General features: G+C 74.9%; 14 protein-coding genes. 12 read left to right on the top strand and 2 right to left on the bottom strand.

Annotated elements, in window-relative coordinates:
- The first annotated feature begins 143 nt into the window (after positions 1 to 143).
- From BLT52_RS19715 to BLT52_RS19670, 10 genes are all read left to right on the top strand, one after another.
- Positions 144 to 1,076 (top strand): DMT family protein, encoded by a 933-nt coding sequence (locus BLT52_RS19715; RefSeq protein WP_090595885.1) that lies wholly within the window; start codon positions 144 to 146, stop codon positions 1,074 to 1,076.
- Positions 1,073 to 2,254, top strand: coding sequence for a glycosyltransferase (locus BLT52_RS19710; protein ID WP_197679118.1), 1,182 nt, complete (start codon positions 1,073 to 1,075; stop codon positions 2,252 to 2,254). The genes BLT52_RS19715 and BLT52_RS19710 overlap by 4 nt, the downstream gene beginning before the upstream one ends.
- 29 nt (positions 2,255 to 2,283) lie before the next feature.
- A complete protein-coding gene (locus BLT52_RS19705) occupies positions 2,284 to 2,940 on the top strand; it encodes a DedA family protein (protein ID WP_090595884.1) in 657 nt (218 codons plus the stop codon).
- Positions 2,941 to 3,020: 80 nt separating this feature from the next.
- The gene (locus BLT52_RS19700) at positions 3,021 to 3,980 is read left to right on the top strand and encodes a DUF4192 domain-containing protein (RefSeq protein WP_090595882.1); all 960 of its coding nucleotides are present in this window, start codon (positions 3,021 to 3,023) and stop codon (positions 3,978 to 3,980) included.
- A 54-nt stretch (positions 3,981 to 4,034) separates the two neighbouring features.
- The gene (locus tag BLT52_RS19695) at positions 4,035 to 4,859 is read left to right on the top strand and encodes a CPBP family intramembrane glutamic endopeptidase (protein ID WP_090595881.1); all 825 of its coding nucleotides are present in this window, start codon (positions 4,035 to 4,037) and stop codon (positions 4,857 to 4,859) included.
- Positions 4,860 to 4,906: 47 nt separating this feature from the next.
- Positions 4,907 to 6,250 carry an NAD(P)H-binding protein gene (locus BLT52_RS19690; RefSeq protein WP_231946412.1) on the top strand — a complete coding sequence of 448 codons (1,344 nt, stop codon included), beginning with the start codon at positions 4,907 to 4,909 and terminating at the stop codon, positions 6,248 to 6,250.
- 60 nt (positions 6,251 to 6,310) lie between these two features.
- The gene (locus BLT52_RS19685) at positions 6,311 to 7,252 is read left to right on the top strand and encodes a carbohydrate kinase family protein (protein WP_157677252.1); all 942 of its coding nucleotides are present in this window, start codon (positions 6,311 to 6,313) and stop codon (positions 7,250 to 7,252) included.
- A 273-nt stretch (positions 7,253 to 7,525) separates the two neighbouring features.
- Positions 7,526 to 10,015 carry a leucine--tRNA ligase gene (gene leuS / locus BLT52_RS19680; RefSeq protein ID WP_090597163.1) on the top strand — a complete coding sequence of 830 codons (2,490 nt, stop codon included), beginning with the start codon at positions 7,526 to 7,528 and terminating at the stop codon, positions 10,013 to 10,015.
- Positions 10,016 to 10,045: 30 nt separating this feature from the next.
- Positions 10,046 to 11,239 (top strand): glycosyltransferase, encoded by a 1,194-nt coding sequence (locus BLT52_RS19675; RefSeq protein ID WP_090595878.1) that lies wholly within the window; start codon positions 10,046 to 10,048, stop codon positions 11,237 to 11,239.
- A complete protein-coding gene (locus BLT52_RS19670; protein ID WP_090595877.1) occupies positions 11,239 to 11,997 on the top strand; it encodes a PIG-L deacetylase family protein in 759 nt (252 codons plus the stop codon). Before BLT52_RS19675 ends, BLT52_RS19670 begins: the two co-directional genes overlap by 1 nt.
- Before the next feature lie 3 nt (positions 11,998 to 12,000).
- Here BLT52_RS19670 and BLT52_RS19665 read toward each other — a convergent pair whose 3' ends face one another.
- Together BLT52_RS19665 and BLT52_RS19660 are read right to left on the bottom strand one after the other, a co-directional pair.
- Positions 12,001 to 13,254: a carboxypeptidase-like regulatory domain-containing protein gene (locus BLT52_RS19665; protein WP_157677250.1), complete on the bottom strand. Its 1,254-nt coding sequence runs from the start codon at positions 13,252 to 13,254 to the stop codon at positions 12,001 to 12,003.
- Positions 13,255 to 13,747: 493 nt separating this feature from the next.
- Positions 13,748 to 14,734, bottom strand: a complete 987-nt coding sequence (locus tag BLT52_RS19660; RefSeq protein WP_090595874.1) for an endonuclease/exonuclease/phosphatase family protein — start codon at positions 14,732 to 14,734, stop codon at positions 13,748 to 13,750.
- Between the two features lie 118 nt (positions 14,735 to 14,852).
- Here BLT52_RS19660 and BLT52_RS19655 point away from each other — a divergent pair, with 118 nt between their 5' ends.
- Together BLT52_RS19655 and BLT52_RS19650 are read left to right on the top strand one after the other, a co-directional pair.
- Complete coding sequence (locus BLT52_RS19655) at positions 14,853 to 15,998, top strand: helix-hairpin-helix domain-containing protein (protein WP_090595872.1); 1,146 nt, start codon at positions 14,853 to 14,855, stop codon at positions 15,996 to 15,998.
- Between the two features lie 68 nt (positions 15,999 to 16,066).
- Positions 16,067 to 17,194, top strand: a complete 1,128-nt coding sequence (locus BLT52_RS19650; RefSeq protein WP_090595871.1) for an SIS domain-containing protein — start codon at positions 16,067 to 16,069, stop codon at positions 17,192 to 17,194.
- The last annotated feature ends 121 nt before the right edge of the window (positions 17,195 to 17,315 follow it).

Below are 17,315 nucleotides of genomic sequence, written 5' to 3'. Positions count from 1 at the left end.
GGGGGTCCCTGCAACTGTGGTCTCGATTCCCCTTCCGGGGCGGAAACCCTGGTAGGGCCAGGGTCGCGAAGCCCCCTAACGGTCACGACCGGCTGATAATTTCGCCGCGTCGGCCCGCCCCGGGCCGGTGGGGAGGAAGTGCCATGACGACCGCAGCGGCCATCGGTCTCGGTCTCGTCGCGGCCGTCTGCTTCGCCCTCGCCGCCGCCTACCAGCACCGCGCCGTCGGCCGTCACGTGGACCGGACCGCCGACAGCACCCAGCTCAGCGCCCGGCACTTCTGGGCCCTGGTCCGCACCCCCCGCTGGCTGGCCGGCACGGGGCTCGCCGGCCTCGGGGCCGTCCTGCACATCAACGCCCTCCGGCTCGCACCGGTCGCGGTGGTGCAGCCGGTCGGCGTGGTGGCGGTGCCGCTGAGCGTCCTGCTCACCGCCCGCCGCACCCGCACCCGTCCGCCGCCGGTGGTCTGGGCCGGTGTGCTGGCCACGGTGCTCGGGGTCTTCGGCTTCGTCCTGCTCACCGCCCGCAGCTCACGCAGCGAGGTGCCGGTCCTGCGCGACATCCTCGTGGTGAGCGCCGTGCTGGCCGTGATCTGCTGCCTGCTGGTGCTGGCCGCCAAGCACGCCCCCGGCCGGTGGCCCACGCTGCTGTGGGCCAGCGCCGGTGCGTGCGCCTTCGGGCTCGCCTCGGCCTACGTGAAGGCGCTGTTCCTGCTGCTGGGGGCGCGTACCCCGCTGACCTCCCCGGCCGTCTGGGGCACCGGCTGCGTGATGCTCGCCGCCTACGTGCTGGGCGCCTGGATGGTCCAGCACGGCTACCTCGCCGGCTCCCCGGAGGTGGTGGTCGGTGCGCTGACCGTCACCGACCCGGTGGTGGCGGTGCTGATCGGGCTGGTGCTCCTGGGCGAGGGCGGCTTCGGCCTCCCGACCGCGCTGGGGATGATCCTCTGCGCCGTGCTGGCCGTCGCCGGGGTCGTCGCGCTGTCCACCCACCACCCCCAGGTCACCGCCCCCGTACCCGACATCACCCACCCACCCGCCCCCTCCCACCCCTCCTCGAACCGGAGCGTCTCGTGAAGATCCTGATCACCGCCGACACCTACCCGCCCCAGATCAACGGGGCCGCCCGCTTCACCGAGCGGCTGGCCGAGGGCCTGGCGCGCCGGGGGCACGACGTCCACGTGGCCGCGCCGTCGCTCACCGGCCGTCCCTCCCGGCAGGTCGTGCGTGGCGTCACCCTCCACCACGTCCGCTCCTTCCGCTACCCCCTCTACGAGCGGTTCCGTCTCGGTGCCCCCTGGCGCGGAGCCGCGCTGCCGCTGGTCGACGAGCTCCAGCCCGACGTGGTCCACATCCAGGCCCACTTCACCGTCGGCCGGGCCTTCGCCGCGGCGGCGTCGCACCGCGGCATCCCGGTGGTCGGCACCAACCACGTGATGATCGACAACATCTTCGACCACCTGCCTGTGCCCCGGCTGGCCCGCGGCTGGGTGAGCCGCACGGTCTGGCGCGACATCGGCCGGGTCTACGGCCAGGCCTCGGTGGTGACCACGCCCACCCCGCGGGCGGTCGACCTGCTCACCGAGGCCACCGGCCTGCAGGCGCTGGCGGTCTCCTGCGGGATCGACGCGGCGCCGTTCAAGGACGCCAGCCGACGCTGGGCCGCCGCCTCCCAGGCACCGGACCACGTCCCGACCGCCCTCTTCGTGGGCCGGCTGGACCCCGAGAAGCGGGTGGACGAGCTGCTCCGGGCCTTCGCCCAGCTGCCGGCCTCGCTGCCGGCGCGGCTGGAGATCATCGGGCACGGCTCCTGCCGCCCCGAGCTGGACGCGATCGCCAAGGAGCTGCAGGTGGGCTCGCGGGTCGTGTTCCGCGGGGTGGTGACCGACGAGGAGCTGGTGGAGGCCTACGGCCGGGCGGACGTGTTCTGCATGCCGGGGGTCGCGGAGCTGCAGTCGATCGTCACCCTGGAGGCGATGGCCGCCGGGCGCCCGGTGGTCGCCGCGGACGCGATGGCGCTGCCGCACCTGGTCGAGCCCGGGCGCAACGGCTGGCTCTACACCCCCGGCGACGTCGAGGAGCTGGCCGGGCACCTGGCCACGCTGCTGGGCGACCGGGCGCTGCGCCGCCGGATGGGTCGTGAGAGCGAGGTCATCGTGGCCCGGCACACCCTCGAGGCCACCCTCGAGCGCTTCGAGGAGATCTACGACGAGGTGACGCATGGCAGGATCGTGCGTCTGCGCCCGGCGGCCTGAGGGCCGCGCCACCCGAGGACAGGAACCGGATGAGCTTCTTCGAACGAGTCGTCGACTGGGTCGTCGCCCTGATGGACGTCATCGGGGCGCCCGGGGTGGGCGCAGCCATCCTGCTGGAGAACGTCTTCCCGCCGATCCCGAGCGAGCTGGTGCTGCCGCTGGCCGGGTTCGCCGCCCAGCAGCAGAAGTTCGGGGTGGTGGAGGCGCTCGTCTGGGCCACGGCCGGCTCGCTGGCCGGGGCCTGGCTGCTCTACGGCCTGGGTCGGGCCTTCGGTGCGGAACGGCTGGCGCGCATCGCGGACCGCATCCCGCTCACCGAGGCCGGCGACGTGCACCGCGCCGTGGCCTGGTTCGACCGCCACGGCGCCAAGGCCATCTTCCTCGGCCGGCTGGTCCCGGGAGTGCGCAGCCTGATCTCCATCCCCGCCGGCATCGACCGGATGAACCCGCTGACCTTCACCGGCTTCACGCTGCTCGGCAGCGCCATCTGGAACACGCTCCTGATCGGCGCCGGCTACCTGCTGGGGACCCGCTGGTTCCTGGTCGAGGAGTACATCGGGGTGGTGTCCAAGGTGGTCTACGTGATCCTCGTCGGCCTCGCGGTGTTCGTGCTGTGGTACCTCATCCGGAGGCAGCGCCGCGCCGCGCACGCCGCCGCGGGGGTCGGCCAGGACGAGGACGACTGACCGTCCACAGGGCCTGAGCGGCGTCCACAGCCGCGGGGGTCCTCCCGGCACGACCGCGCTCCCGGCGCCACATCTGGGGCATGACCGCCTCTCCGCTGCCCACCGACCAACGCCCCACCATCCGCGCCACCCGACCCGGTGACGTCCTGGGGGTGATCCCGTACCTGCTCGGCTTCCTCCCCGGCGAGGACGTCGTCGTGGTGCTGATGGCCCGCTCGACGGTGGTGCTGACCGCCCGCACCGACCTCGCCTCGGTGACCTCGGTCTCGGCCCTGGTGGAGATGGTGGAGGACCTGGCCGACCTGCACGGCGCCGACAGCGTCGTGGTGGTCGGCTACCACCCCGAGCCCGAGCCGGTGACCCGGCTGCTGGAGGGTCTGCCCGAGCGCCTCGACGGGGTCCGCGTGGTCGACCTGCTGCGGGTGGACGGGGAGCGCTGGTGGTCCTTGCTGTGCCGCAGCGGCTGCTGCCCGCCCGAGGGGACGCCCTACGACGTGCCGGGCAGCCGGACGGCGGCCGAGGCCGTCTGGGCCGGACTCACCACGCTGCCCTCGCGGGACGAGCTCCGCAGGATCACCGAGGCGCCCCAGGACCGGCTGGAGGAGCGCCGTGCCCTGTTCGACGCCGTGGCCGGGGAGCTGCTCCCCGCCCGGCGCGGGCTGCCGCGGCGCACCCTCCGGCTGGTCGAGAGGTGCCTGGCCGCGGGTGGGCCGCCGGGGGAGAGGGAGTGCGCCGAGCTGGCCGTGGCGATGTACGACATGGACGTCCGGCACGAGGTGTGGGCGGCCCAGAGCCGACCCACCGCCCCCGCCGCGGTGGCGCTGTGGGCGCGGGTGGCCCAGCAGAGCGTCGACCCCTTCCGCACCGCGCCGCTGTGCCAGCTGGCCACCTCGGCGTGGCTGAGCGGCGACGGCGCCCTGATGTCGGTCTGCCTGGAGAGCCTGGCCGTCACCGACCCCGACGCGCGGCTGGTCAGCACCCTGGACATGATCCAGCGGCTCGCCCTGCCCCCGTCCTGGTGGGAGCAGGGGACGGCCTGACCAGCGGTGCGGCGGCCCTGCCTACGATGTCGGTGACCGTCAGGAGGAGACCAGGTGGCACCGTCGTCGACCCCGCGCCCCGTCCCGGCGCGCAGCGGGGCCCGGACGCGTCCGGCGCCCGTGCGGGCAGCCTCGCGGGCCCTGCTCGAGGAGGCCCCGGACGACGTCCACCTCCTCCCCGGGGCCGTCGAGCCCGCCCAGGACCGTCGCGGCGCCGGGACGACGGCGCTGCGGCGGCGACGCGTCGCGGTGCTCGTCACCGTGCTCGTCGGCGCCGTGCTGCTCGGGTGGTCGCTCAGCCGCGAGCCGGGCGACCCGCTGTTCCTGGTGAGCAGCCTGGTCCTGGCGGCGGTCTGGCTGGGAGGGGCCCGGCTGTCCGGGCACGTCCCGCTGGGCTGGTGGCGCACGGGGTCCGGTGAGCGTCGGCGCCCGGTGGTGCCGGGGGTCCTGGTCGGGGCCAGCGCGATGGCGGTCTTCTTCCTCGGGGCGCTGGTGGTCGCCCAGCTGCCGGTGTTGCGCGAGGCCGTGCTGGACGTGCTGGCCCACGCCGCCCTGCCCGGCCTGGTGCCCGTGGTGGGGGTGGCGCTGCTCAACGCGGTGGCCGAGGAGGCCTTCTTCAGGGGCGCGCTCTACGACGCCGTCAGGAGCCCTGGCGCCGACCGCTCCTGGCGACCGGTGCTGGTCACCACGGTGGTCTACACCGTGGTCACGGCGGCCACCGGCAACGTGATGCTGGTGCTGGCCGCCGCGGTGCTCGGGCTGCTCTGCGGTCTGCACCGACGCTCCACCGGCGGGGTGCTGGGGCCGGTGCTGATCCACGTGGTCTGGTCGATCGGCATGCTGCTGGTGCTCCGACCCCTGATCGAGGCGGCCGGGTGAGCCGGGCGGGAGGAGGGTCGGTGGACGACGGAGCGGAAGGACGACCCGTGGACGAGGCACCGGAGGGAGCACCCGTGGACAAGGTGCGGGGGACGGCGCTGGTCACCGGCGCGACGGGCTACATCGGCTCGCGGCTGGTGCCGGCCCTGCTGGCCGACGGCTGGCGGGTGCGGGTGCTGACCCGCTCCGCCGACCGGCTGGCCCGCCACGCCTGGGGCGGGGAGGTCGAGGTGGCCGAGGGCTCTGCCGACGAGCCCCGGACCCTGGCCGAGGCGGTGGCCGGGGTCACGGTGGCCTACTACCTGATCCACTCGATGGACGGCGAGGGCGACTTCGTCGAGCGGGACCGCCGGCTCGCCGAGCAGTTCGTGGCGGCCTGCGACGACGCCGGGGTCGGCCAGCTGGTGTACCTCAGCGGGCTCTACCCCGAGGGCGAGGAGCTGTCGGAGCACCTGGGGTCGCGGCGCGAGGTCGAGCAGGTGCTGCTGGCCGGGGCCACCCCGACGGTGGTGCTGCGGGCCGCCGTCATCGTGGGCACCGGCTCGGCCTCCTTCGAGATGCTCCGCCACCTGACCGAGCGGCTGCCGGCGATGGTGGGTCCGCGCTGGCTGGACAACCGCATCCAGCCCATCTCGGCCCACGACGTCCTGCACTACCTGGTGCGGGTCGCCTCGGTGCCGGCCCGGCTGGACCGCGGCTTCGACGTCGGCGGCCCGGACGTGCTGACCTACCGGGAGATGATCCAGCGCTTCGCCCGGGTGGCCGGGCTGCCGCCCCGGCTGGTGGGCACGGTGCCGACGGTGCTGACCCCGCGGGTCGCCAGCCACTGGATCGGGTTCGTCACCCCGGTGCCGGTGGGGCTCGCCAAGCCCCTGGTGGGGAGCCTCGTGCACGAGGTGGTGTGCTCCGAGCACGACATCGCCGAGCACGTCCCCGACCCCGAGGGTGGGTTGCAGGGCTTCGACGAGGCCGTCGCCGACGCCCTGGCCGACCCCGGGCTGGGCTCGGACGCCGCGTGGTCCGGCCCCACCGTCCACAGCGACCGGCACAGCACCAGCATCCGGGCCGGGCAGGACGCGGTCTGGACGGCGCTGCGCCAGGTGCTCGCGCACCCCGCCGTGGTGCGGACGGGTCTGTGGCGGGAGGACCAGGTCGACCCGCCGCGGCGGCTGGTGCTCCGCTCCAGCCTGACCTTCACCGGTCGCACCGAGGTGACCGCGGAGCTGGAGGCCGACGGCCCGGGTCGGACCCGTCTCACCCTGGCCACGGTGCACCACCCCAAGGGCTTCCTGGGGCGGGTCGGCTGGGTGGCCAGCCTGCCGCTGCGCGTGGTGGCCCAGCTGGTGACCCACCGCGCCGTGGCCGAGCACAGCCGGACCGGGGCCCGCTGACGCACCCCGGCGGACGTGGGCCCTCGGGCCGCCGGCGCGCGATCCAGTAGCGTGCCGGCCATGTCCTTCGTGGTGTGCGGTGAGGCCCTGATCGACCTGGCGCCGCTGGCCGGAGCCCGGGAGTCCACCTTCGCCACCTCCTGGGAGGCCCTCTCGGCCGGTGGACCGATGAACACCGCGGTCGCCCTCGCCCGGCTCGGAGCCGACGTGGACTTCCTCGGCCGGCTCTCCACCGACCGCTTCGGCACCCAGCTGCGGGCCCACCTGGAGGCCAACCGGGTCGGGCTCGGCTCCGCCGTGGTGGTCGACGACCCCACCTCGGTGGCCGTGGTCAGCCTCGACGAGCAGGGCAAGGCCAGCTACGCCTTCCACTTCGCCGGCACCGCCAACTTCGACTGGCGCCCCGAGGAGCTGCCCGCGCTCGGCGCCGACTCCTGGCTGCACTTCGGCTCGCTGCTGTCCGTGGTCGAGCCCGGGGCCTCGGTGGTGCTGGAGTGGCTGCGGGACCAACCGGCCCGGCTGTCCTACGACATCAACGTCCGCGCCGCGGTGATCGCCGACCCGGTGGAGTACCGCCGCACCGTCGAGCCCTGGCTGGAGGTGGTCGGACGCCGCTCCGGCGTGGTCAAGGCCAGCGACGACGACGTCGCCTTCCTGGCCCGCGCCGGTGACGGGCCCAGCGACCCGGTGGGGCTGGCCGCGGAGTGGGTCCAGCGCCACGGGCTCGGCCTCTTCGTGCTCACCCTCGGCCCGGACGGCGCGGTGGCGCTGCTGCCCGACGGCCGCCAGGTCGTCGTGCCGGGTCACCGGGTCGAGGTCGAGGACACCGTCGGCGCGGGGGACACCTTCATGGCCGGCTTCCTGGCCGCCTACGTCGAGGACCCCGAGGACGTCCGCGCCGCGCTGCAGCAGGGCGCCGCCGCCTCGGCCATCGTCTGCGGTCGCCAGGGCGCCCAGCCGCCGTCCCTGGACGAGGTGCGGGAGCTGCTCGGTCGGCCCTGACCGGTCGTGGCTCGAGAGGAGGCCCACCCCCCGAGGAACTCCGGCTCGGCCGCCGGGTCGGTTGGGTTAGACTCCCGCCATGCGCAGCCGGGAGCTCCAGCTTCGATAGCCGCCGGGTCACCACCCAGGCGGCCACCCCTCGTGCCTCACGGCACCGTGCGAGGGGCTTTTTTGTGCCCGGGACCCGGGCCGGGTGCCCCCCAGCAGCGCAGCGGTCGACCACGAGGAGAACGAGCAGTGAGCGAGCAGACCGAGACCATCCCGTCCGGTGACGTGGAGGTGGACGGCCAGCCGGTCCGGCGCTACGACGCCGCCGCGGCCCAGCAGCGCTGGCAGGCCCACTGGGCCGAGCACGGCACCTTCACCCCGGCCGACGACGACAGCCGCGAGCGGCGCTACGTCCTCGACATGTTCCCCTACCCCTCCGGCGACCTGCACATGGGCCACGCCGAGGCGTTCGTGATGGGTGACGTGGTGGCCCGCCGGCTGAAGCTGCAGGGCTACGACGTGATGCACCCGATCGGCTGGGACTCCTTCGGTCTGCCGGCCGAGAACGCCGCCATCCAGCGGGGCTCGCACCCGGCGGACTGGACCTACGCCAACATCGAGACCCAGGCGCGCTCGTTCAAGCGCTACGGCCTGAGCCTGGACTGGTCGCGCCGGCTGCACACCTCGGACCCGGAGTACTACCGCTGGACCCAGTGGCTGTTCCTGCGCTTCCGCGAGCGCGGTCTGGCCTACCGCAAGGACAGCGCGGTCAACTGGTGCCCCCAGGACCAGACGGTGCTGGCCAACGAGCAGGTCGTGCAGGGTCTGTGCGAGCGCTGCGGGGCCACGGTCACCAAGCGCAAGCTGAATCAGTGGTACTTCAAGATCACCGACTACGCCGACCGGCTGCTGGACGACATGGCCCAGCTGGAGGGCGGCTGGCCCGACCGCGTGCTGACCATGCAGCGGAACTGGATCGGCCGCTCCGAGGGCGCCCACGTCGACTTCGCCATCGAGCTGGCCGACGGCACCCGCCGGGCCGAGCCGGTGCGCGTCTTCACCACCCGCCCCGACACCCTGCACGGGGCCTGCTTCTTCGTGGTCGCCCCCGAGGCCGACCTGGCCGCCGAGGTCGTGGCGCCGGAGCACCGGCCTGCGTTCGAGGCGTACCTGGAGCGGACCAACAAGGCCACCGAGATCGAGCGGCAGTCCACCGACCGCCCCAAGACCGGCGTCTTCCTGGGGGTCCACGCGGTCAACCCGGTCAACGGGGAGCGGCTGCCGGTCTACGCCGCCGACTACGTGCTGGCCGACTACGGCACCGGCGCGGTGATGGGCGTCCCGGCCCACGACCAGCGCGACCTGGACTTCGCCCGCGCCCACGACCTGCCGGTACGGATGGTCATCGACACCGGCGAGGAGGACCCCGCGGTCAGCGGGGTGGCCACCAGCGGTGACGGCACCTACGTGAGCTCCGGTGAGCTGGACGGGCTGAGCGACAAGGCCGCCGGGGTGCGGACCATCATCGAGGCGCTGGAGCGCGACGGCGTCGGCAGCGGCACCGTCACCTACCGGCTGCGGGACTGGCTGCTGAGCCGGCAGCGGTTCTGGGGCTGCCCGATCCCGATCGTGCACTGCCCCTCGTGCGGTGAGGTCCCGGTCCCCGACGACCAGCTGCCGGTGCGGCTGCCCGACCTGCGCGGGGCCGACCTGGCGCCCAAGGGCACCAGCCCGCTGGCCGCGGCCACCGACTGGGTGGACGTCGACTGCCCGGGCTGCGGCGGTGCGGCCAAGCGCGACACCGACACCATGGACACCTTCGTGGACTCGTCGTGGTACTTCTTCCGCTACTGCTCCCCGGGCTACGAGGGCGGTCCCTTCGACCCCGAGGACGTCCGCCGCTGGATGCCGGTGGCGCAGTACGTGGGCGGGGTGGAGCACGCGATCCTGCACCTGCTGTACATGCGCTTCTTCACCAAGGTGCTGCACGACATGGGGCTGGTCGACTTCGACGAGCCGATGCGCCGGCTGCTGAACCAGGGCCAGGTGATCAACCAGGGCCGCTCGATGAGCAAGTCGCTGGGCAACGGGGTGGACCTGGGCGCCCAGATCGACGAGTTCGGGGTGGACGCGATCCGCACCACGGTGGTCTTCGCCGGACCTCCCGAGGACGACATCGACTGGGCCGACGTCTCCCCGGCGGGCTCGCTGAAGTTCCTGCAGCGGGCGCACCGGCTGGCCGCCGACGTCGCCAGCGAGCCCGGGGTGGACCCCGCCGGTGGTGACCTGGCCCTGCGCCGGACCACCCACAAGACGGTGGCCGAGGTCACCCGGCTGGTCGAGGACCAGCGGTTCAACGTGGTCGTGGCCCGGGTGATGGAGCTGGTCAACGCCACCCGCAAGGCCATCGACTCCGGTCCCGGTGCCGCTGACCCCGCGGTCCGCGAGGCCGTCGAGGCCGTCACCGTGGTGCTGAGCGTGGTGGCCCCCTACGTCACCGAGGAGATGTGGGAGCTGCTGGGCCACGAGCCGTCGGTGGCCGAGGCGTCCTGGCCGGTGGCCGACCCCGCGCTGCTGGTGGCGGAGTCGGTGACCTGCGTGGTGCAGGTCAAGGGCAAGGTGCGCGGTCGGCTGGAGGTCGCCCCCGACATCGGCGAGGACGAGCTGAGGGCGCTGGCCCTGGCCGACCCCGGGGTGCAGCGGGCGCTGGGTGGTGCGGAGATCCGCACGGTCATCGTCCGGGCCCCCAAGCTGGTCAGCATCGTCCCCGCCTGATCCCTGCCCCCTCGAAGGACGGACCGACCCATGCGCATCGCGATGGTCTCCCTGCACACCTCCCCGGCCGACCTGCCGGGGGAGGGTGACGCGGGCGGGATGAACGTGGTCGAGCGCCAGCAGGCCGACGCCCTGGCCGGGCTGGGCCACGAGGTGGAGTTCCTGACCCGGCGCACCGACCCGTCGCTGCCCGAGGTCGCCGAGCTGTCGCCGGGGGTCCGGCTCCGCCAGGTCACCGCCGGGCCGGTGGAGGTCGTGGCCAAGAGCCGGGTCTCGGACCACATCGGCGCCTTCGCCGAGGCCCTGCGCCCGCTGGGGGAGGGGATCGACCTGGTCCACTCCCAGCACTGGATGTCGGGGGTGGCCGCCCTCGGGTGGGCCCGCGCCCTCGGCGTGCCGCACGTGCAGAGCTACCACTCCCTGGCCGTGCCGGTGGGACGTCCGCTGCAGGAGGGCGAGCCCGCGGAGACCGAGGAGCGGGTGGCCGGGGAGCGCCGGCTGGCCCAGGAGTCCGACCTGGTGGTGGCCATCAGCCAGGCCGAGGCGGACACCATCACCGACCGCTGCGGCGCGGACCCCGACCGGGTGGTCGTCGTGCCCCCGGGGGTCGACCTGGACCTGTTCCACCCACCGGCGGACCGGGTGGCCGACCGTGAGCCGCCACGCGGGCGCGGGCACGGCTACGTGGTCTTCGCCGCGCGGCTGCAGCCGCTCAAGGCCCCCGACCTGGCCGTCGGTGCCGTGGCCGGGCTGCCGGCGGACCGCCGTCCGCACCTGGTGATGGTCGGCGGCACCTCCCCGGACTTCGTCCACTACCGCCGCGAGGTCGAGCGGCTCGTCGCCGACGCCGGTCTGGAGCAGTGGGTCAGCTTCCGCGGCCCGCAGAGCCGCCAGCAGCTGGCCGACCTGCTCCGGGGTGCCGGCGCGCTGCTGGTGCCGTCGTGGTCGGAGACCTTCGGGCTGGTGGCCCTGGAGGCCGCCGCCAGCGGGACGCCGGTGGTGGCCAACGACGCCGGTGGGCTGCGGGAGGCCGTGGTGGACGGGGTGACCGGTCTGCTGGTCTCCAGCCGAGAGCCGTCGGCGTGGGCCGTGGCCCTGGACCGCGTGCTCTCCCCGCTGGAGCGCGGACCGATGAGCCTCGCCGCCCGGGTCCACGCCGAGCGCTTCCGCCCCGAGCTCGCCGGTGAACGGCTGCTCGCCTGCTACCAGGAGCTGCTGTCGTGATGGATCTCGGACCCGGGCCGGTGCTGTTCGTGCACGCCCACCCCGACGACGAGACCCTGGCCACCGGCGCCCTGGTCGCCGCCCTCGTGGCCGGGGGCACCGAGGTGGCCGTGGTCACGGCCACCCGCGGCGAGATGGGGGAGGTCGTCCCCGGCACGGTGCCCGCGGGGGCCGGGCCGGAGGAGCTGGTGGCGGCCCGCGAGGCCGAGCTGGGCCGCGCCCTGCGGGTGCTCGGGGTGACCACGTCGGCCTTCCTTGGCACCCCGCCGGCGCGGGCCGCCGGACGTCCGCCGCGGCGCTACCTGGACTCCGGGATGCGCTGGGTGACGCCGACCGTGGCCGGTCCGGCGATCGAGTCCGACCACCACTCGCTGACCGCGGCGGCCCTGGACGAGGTGGTCGACGACCTCTGCGCCTACATCGAGGTGGTCCGCCCGTCGGCGCTGGTGGGCTACGACGTCGACGGCAGCTACGGCCACCCCGACCACGTCCGCTGCCACCACGCCACCCTCGCCGCCGCCCGGCGCACCGGGGTGGACCTGTACGAGGTCGTCTCCATCTCCCACGGCAACTCCGCCGACGGACCCGGGGCTGAGTGGTTCCACCTCGCCGAGCACGAGCCGACGGTGGTCGAGGCGCTCCGCCAGCACGCCAGCCAGGTCACCGTGCACCGGCTGGCCGACGGGCGCCACGAGGTGGAGCACGTGGGCGGGCAGCGGGAGCCGGTGCTCACCAGCCTGGGTCTGCGCCGGCGCTGAGGTTCAGCGCCGCCGGGTCAGCAGCGTGGCACCGCCGAGCAGGGCGACCAGCCCGAGGCCGAGCAGCGGGCCGGCGGGGCCACCGGTCTCGGCGAGCTGGTGCTCGGGCCCGGCGCCGGCGCCTCCCATGCCCGCACCGGTCCCTCCCGCAGCGGTCCCACCATCGCCGGGACCGTCGCCGGACCCGTACGCGTCGTGGTCGACCGGCTCCGGCGTGACCGGCGGGCACTCCTCGGCCGCGGGCAGCGGGCCGGTCCCCAGGGTGACCGTGCCACGGAAGGGCGAGTCAGGATCGCTCCCCGAGGCCAGGGACTGCAGCGAGCGCCACTCGTGCGTGACGCCGTCCAGGTCGACGGTGACCGACTGGCCCGGGGCGATGCCCAGCACGTTGTAGTTCGGGTTGTCGATGTCCCGGACGGTGGGGTCGTCGAGGGGGCCGAAGAAGCCGATGGTGGCGTCGGGGTTCGAGGCGGCGCTGGTGAAGGTGGCGGTGCTGCAGGTGGTGACGACGGTGAGGCAGGTCGCCACCCGGAGCGCCAGGCGGTCCGACCGCTCACCGTCGACCAGCACGTCGAGGACGTACCCGCCGACCGCCAGCCCCCGGGCCCGGACGTCGCCGGAGCCGGTGGCCGTGCCGGTGGCGACGGTCCCGCGCTCCTGCCGGCTCAGCCGCCAGGTCACCTCGGCTCCCGGGACCGGCCCGAGGTCGGTCTCGAGCGTCCCGTCGGCGCCGTCGGCGGCGCTGCAGGTGACGGTGAGGTTCCCGACCTGCCCCGGGCAGGTGTCGTAGCTGACCGAGGCGAAGCCAGCGCCGGCGGTCGCGTCCGCCGCACCCTCCCGCACGGCTTCCCAGCGACCGTCGAACCACTCCACCCGCAGCGTCTCGCCGGGCTCGAGGGTGGTGGAGGACACCCCCTCCTCCAGTCGCATGGTGGTCTCCAGGCGGACGGCCGGGTTCTCCTCGGGGTTGGTGAACTCGACGGCGTCGCAGTCCTCCACCACCCTGATGCACCGGAGCTGCTGTCCGGTGCCCGCGGCCAGCACCTCACCGCTGTCCAGGTCGAGGACGGTCACCGCGACCGGGCCCTCCGAGTTCGGCAGCGTCGCCGTGGCTCCGGCGTCGGGGTCGACCTGCAGCGGCTGCTCCAGCAGCACCTCGTCGGTCTGCTGGTCGCTGAAGCGGACCAGCACCTCGGCCAGCTCGTCGCTCTGGTTGCCGACCCGGGCCTCGACGCCGCGCTCGCAGTCGGTGCTCACGTCGAGCACCACGTCACCGGGCAGCGCGCGGGTCCGCGGGGGTCCGGGATCACCGGCGGACGGGCTCGCGCTCGGTGCGCCGGAGCCGGTTCCGGTCGGCTCGGGGACCGGGGTGCCGCTCGGACCTGGCGTCGTCGCACCCGTCGGCGTCGCGTCCTCCGTCGGCGTGGTGCCGGCGTCCGTCGGCGCGGGGGAGGCTGTGCCGGTCGGCGTGGGAGAGGCGGTGCCGGTCGGCGCGGGGGAGGTCGTCCCGGCCGGCGTGGGGGAGGCGCTCACCCCCGGTGACTCCGCGGGCTCCACCGGTTCGGCCGTCGCGGGTGGGCCCACCAGCGCCCACCCGAGGACCCCCACCATCAGCACCGCTGCCGCCCGGCGACCCGCCATGACCACTCCTCGTCCTCAGCCGACGCACCGCTGGACCGCTCACGGCCGGTGCACCGCACAGCCTCCCCCACGAGGGGGTCGGAGGGGCGGGACCGGTCCTGCTGCGTCCTCAGCCGGCGGTGGCCACGACCGCACGCAGCCCGAGGTGGTCGGTGCCGGGGGCGTCGAAGGTGCTGAGCTCCACGCCGCGCAGCCCGGGTCCGGTGAGGACGTGGTCGATGCCCAGCACCGGCGGGTAGCGCCGGTCCGCCGGCCAGGTCCGCACCCACCCCGCGCCGGCGGCGTGCCCGACGTCGGTGAAGCCGGCCTCCCGCCAGCGGTGCATGACCACGTGCTGGTCCACCGCGTTGAGGTCCCCGGCGACGACCACCGGGGGTTCGGCCGCCCGGGCCAGGGCGATCAGCCGGTCGTGCTCCTCGGCCCACACCTCGGTGCCGCCGAAGGGGCTGAGCGGGTGGGCGGCGAGCACGCTCACCGGTCCGGTCCCGGGGGCGTCGATGCGGACCAGACGCTGCTGGAAGCTCAGGGACAGCACCTCGACGGTCTCCAGCGGGTAGCGCGACAGCACCACCGCGCCGTCGTAGGCACCCGCCCCGCCGCCGCTGCGGTGCGGCAGCTCCTGGGCCAGCCCGGCCTCGAGCAGCGCGCTCAGCGCCTCGGGGGTGCACTCGACCAGCACCAGCACGTCCGTGCCCGCCGCGGCCCTGCTGACGGCCACCGGGTCGGCCTGTCCCGCCAGCAGGTTGAGCGAGACGACGTCGAGGCCGATACCGGGCTGGGCGGGCGGCCCGACGACCAGTGGCGGCACGGTCGGGGCGAGCGGCACCGCGACCAGGGTCATGGCGAGCAGCAGACCGACCGCGTGCGGTGCCCGGTGACGGGCGAACAGGGCCAGCACGAGCAGCAGCACCGCGGCGACGGCGGCGGCCAGCACCCCCAGGGGGACGAACGAGGCGAGCAGGGCCAGCGGTCCCCTCAGCTGGAGGTCCGGCCACACCGACAGCACCGTGGAGACGGCTCCGGCGGCCAGCAGCGGCAGGCAGAGCACCCACACCAGCGCGCTGACCGCCCCAGGCAGCCCACGACGACGACGCACCGCCCCAGTGAAGCGGAGACCGCCAAGTCCGTCCACAGGCTCCGGTCGCGCCCCGGCGTCGTCCACAGATCGTGGTCCTGGACGCTCCAGCGGGGCCCCGGGGCGGCACGGTGGGGACATGGCACGAAGCGCACCGGTCGACTCCGCCCGCAGCGAGTACGTCCAGGCCCGGTTGGACGCGATCCTCTCGCGGGCCTCGACGTCCGTCCCGACGCCGCCACCGGTCGCCGGGAGCAGCGGCTCGTCGGTGGCCGGCTCCGCGACCGTGCTCGCGGCCCGTCGACGGCTGCCGTCCCCCCTGCTGACCGAGGCGCTCGGGCGGCCACGGCGGGGCCGGGCGCGTGACCCGTGGAACGACCCTCCGAGCACCCCCGTGCCCAGCCGACTCCCGCGACCGGACCCGACGGGCGTGCTCGGGTCCTCACCGACAGACGCGCCGCTGGACCCGGAGGCCGGTCCGGACGGTCCCCGCGTGGTCGTGGGCCCCGACGTGGGAGGTGTGCCTGCCGCTCTCCCCGCTCCTCCCCGGGAGCCGGTCCCGCCCGCACCAGCCCTTCCCGGTGCCCGCACCGACCGGTCCATCACCCTGCAGGTGCCGCAGCTCTCCCGGCGGCACCTGGTGGTGCTGGCCGCGGTGCTGGCCCTCGCGGTGGCCTTCAGCGCCTTCCTGCTGCTGCGGGCCCGGGCCGACTCCCAGCCGGTGGTCCTGGCCACCGAGACCACCGCGGCACCGGCCCCGCCATCGGAGTCCGCACCGGCTGCGAGCCCGACCTCGGTGCCGGAGGTGGTGGTCCACGTGCTGGGGGCGGTGGCGGAGCCCGGCGTGGTGAGCCTGCCGCAGGGAGCACGGGTGGGGGAGGCGATCGAGCGCGCCGGCGGCCTCACCGACGACGCCCGTCCGGGCGAGCTCAACCTCGCCCAGGTGCTGGTGGACGGCCAGCAGGTGGTGGTCTCCGACGACGACCAGCCCTCGGAGGTGCGCACCGACGGCGGTGCCGCCGGCGGTGCGGCCGGCGGCGGCAGCGGCGGGGGAGGGGGCAGCGGCTCCGGGCCGGTCGCTGGAGGAGGCGGTGCGCAGCTGGACCTGAACAACGCCACCGCCGCGCAGCTCGAGGGGCTCCCCGGGGTCGGACCGGTGACGGCGCAGAAGATCCTGGACTGGCGCACCGAGCACGGCCGGTTCTCCCGGGTCGAGGAGCTGCAGGAGGTCTCCGGCATCGGCCCCAAGAGCTACGCCGAGATCGCGCCGCACGTGCGGGTCTGACCAGCCCCGGACGCGGGGGCGACGGCCACTAGGGTGAGGACGCCGTCCACACCGACCTTGGAGCGCCAGTGACACCGTCCGTCGAACCGGGCACGCCGTTGCACACCGACCGTGAGATCCGCCAGCAGCCCCGGCTGTGGCGCGAGGTCGCCGCCACCCTGGACGAGGGCCGTGGCGGTCTGGAGACCTTCCTGGCCCCGTGGCGGGAGCGGCGCAGTGCCCGGATCCTGCTCACCGGCGCCGGCACCAGCGCCTACGCCGGGCAGGTGGCGGCGCCGTGGCTGTCGGCGCTGCTCGGTCGCCGGGTGGAGGCGGTGGCCACCACCGACCTGGTCGCGGACCCGCGCCAGCAGCTCACCCCCGACGTCCCCACCCTGCTGGTGTCCTTCGCCCGCTCCGGTCAGAGCCCCGAGAGCGTGGCCGCCACCGAGCTCGCCGACCAGGTCCTCGGCGAGGTGGCGCACCTGATCATCACCTGCAACCCCGAGGGGCACCTGGCCCGCACCCACGCCGACCGGCCCGGCTCCTTCGTGCTGCTGATGCCGGAGGGCAGCAACGACCAGGGCTTCGCCATGACGTCCAGCTTCACCTCGATGACCCTGGCCGCCCTGCTCGCCCTGGGTGGTCCGCTGCCCGGCGGGATCGAGCCGCTGGCCCTCGCGGCCGAGGACCTGCTGGCCCGCGAGGTCGAGATCGAGGCCGTCGCCGCGCTGCGGCCAGACCGGGTGGTGTACCTGGGCAGCGGCTCGCTGCTCGGGCTGGCCCACGAGTCCGCGCTCAAGCTGCTCGAGCTGACCGCCGGGCAGGTGGTCGCCTGGTCGGAGTCCTCGCTCGGGTTCCGGCACGGTCCCAAGGCGGTGCTCACCCCCGGCACCGTGGTCGTGGTCTACCTGTCCAACGACCCGCACACCCGGCGCTACGACCTCGACATCGTCAACGAGCTCGCCGACAGCCTCGGGCCGGACCGGGTCGTGGTGGTCGACGCGCAGGGAGACGCGCCCACGCCGGGTGGAGCCATCCGGTTGCGCGGCACCGCCGGGCTGCCCGACCCGTACTGGGCGCTGGCGGGCGTGCTGGTGGCCCAGCTGCTGGGGCAGTCCACCTCGCTGGCCCTCGGCCTGCACCCGGACAACCCCTTCCCGACCGGTGAGGTCAACCGGGTCGTGCAGGGCGTGACGGTGCACCCCCTGGTCTGATCGGACGCTGCGCCGAGGACCTCCGTGCCGGCTGACGGGCTACCCGTCGGCTGACGGGCTCCCGCACCAAGCCACCTCGTCCACAGCCCCGGCCCACCCCGCCCGGCCGTCCACAGCCCAC

The sequence above is a fragment of the Auraticoccus monumenti genome (assembly GCF_900101785.1).
GTDB lineage: Bacteria > Actinomycetota > Actinomycetes > Propionibacteriales > Propionibacteriaceae > Auraticoccus > Auraticoccus monumenti.
This window is presented reverse-complemented; position numbering and strand designations above follow the sequence as displayed.

Coding starts and splice junctions, on each gene's coding strand:
- BLT52_RS19715 (WP_090595885.1), top strand. CDS start 144: ATGACGACCGCAGCGGCCATCGGTCTCGGTCTCGTCGCGGCCGTCTGC.
- BLT52_RS19705 (WP_090595884.1), top strand. CDS start 2,284: ATGAGCTTCTTCGAACGAGTCGTCGACTGGGTCGTCGCCCTGATGGAC.
- BLT52_RS19700 (WP_090595882.1), top strand. CDS start 3,021: ATGACCGCCTCTCCGCTGCCCACCGACCAACGCCCCACCATCCGCGCC.
- BLT52_RS19685 (WP_157677252.1), top strand. CDS start 6,311: ATGTCCTTCGTGGTGTGCGGTGAGGCCCTGATCGACCTGGCGCCGCTG.
- BLT52_RS19675 (WP_090595878.1), top strand. CDS start 10,046: ATGCGCATCGCGATGGTCTCCCTGCACACCTCCCCGGCCGACCTGCCG.
- BLT52_RS19670 (WP_090595877.1), top strand. CDS start 11,239: ATGGATCTCGGACCCGGGCCGGTGCTGTTCGTGCACGCCCACCCCGAC.
- BLT52_RS19655 (WP_090595872.1), top strand. CDS start 14,853: ATGGCACGAAGCGCACCGGTCGACTCCGCCCGCAGCGAGTACGTCCAG.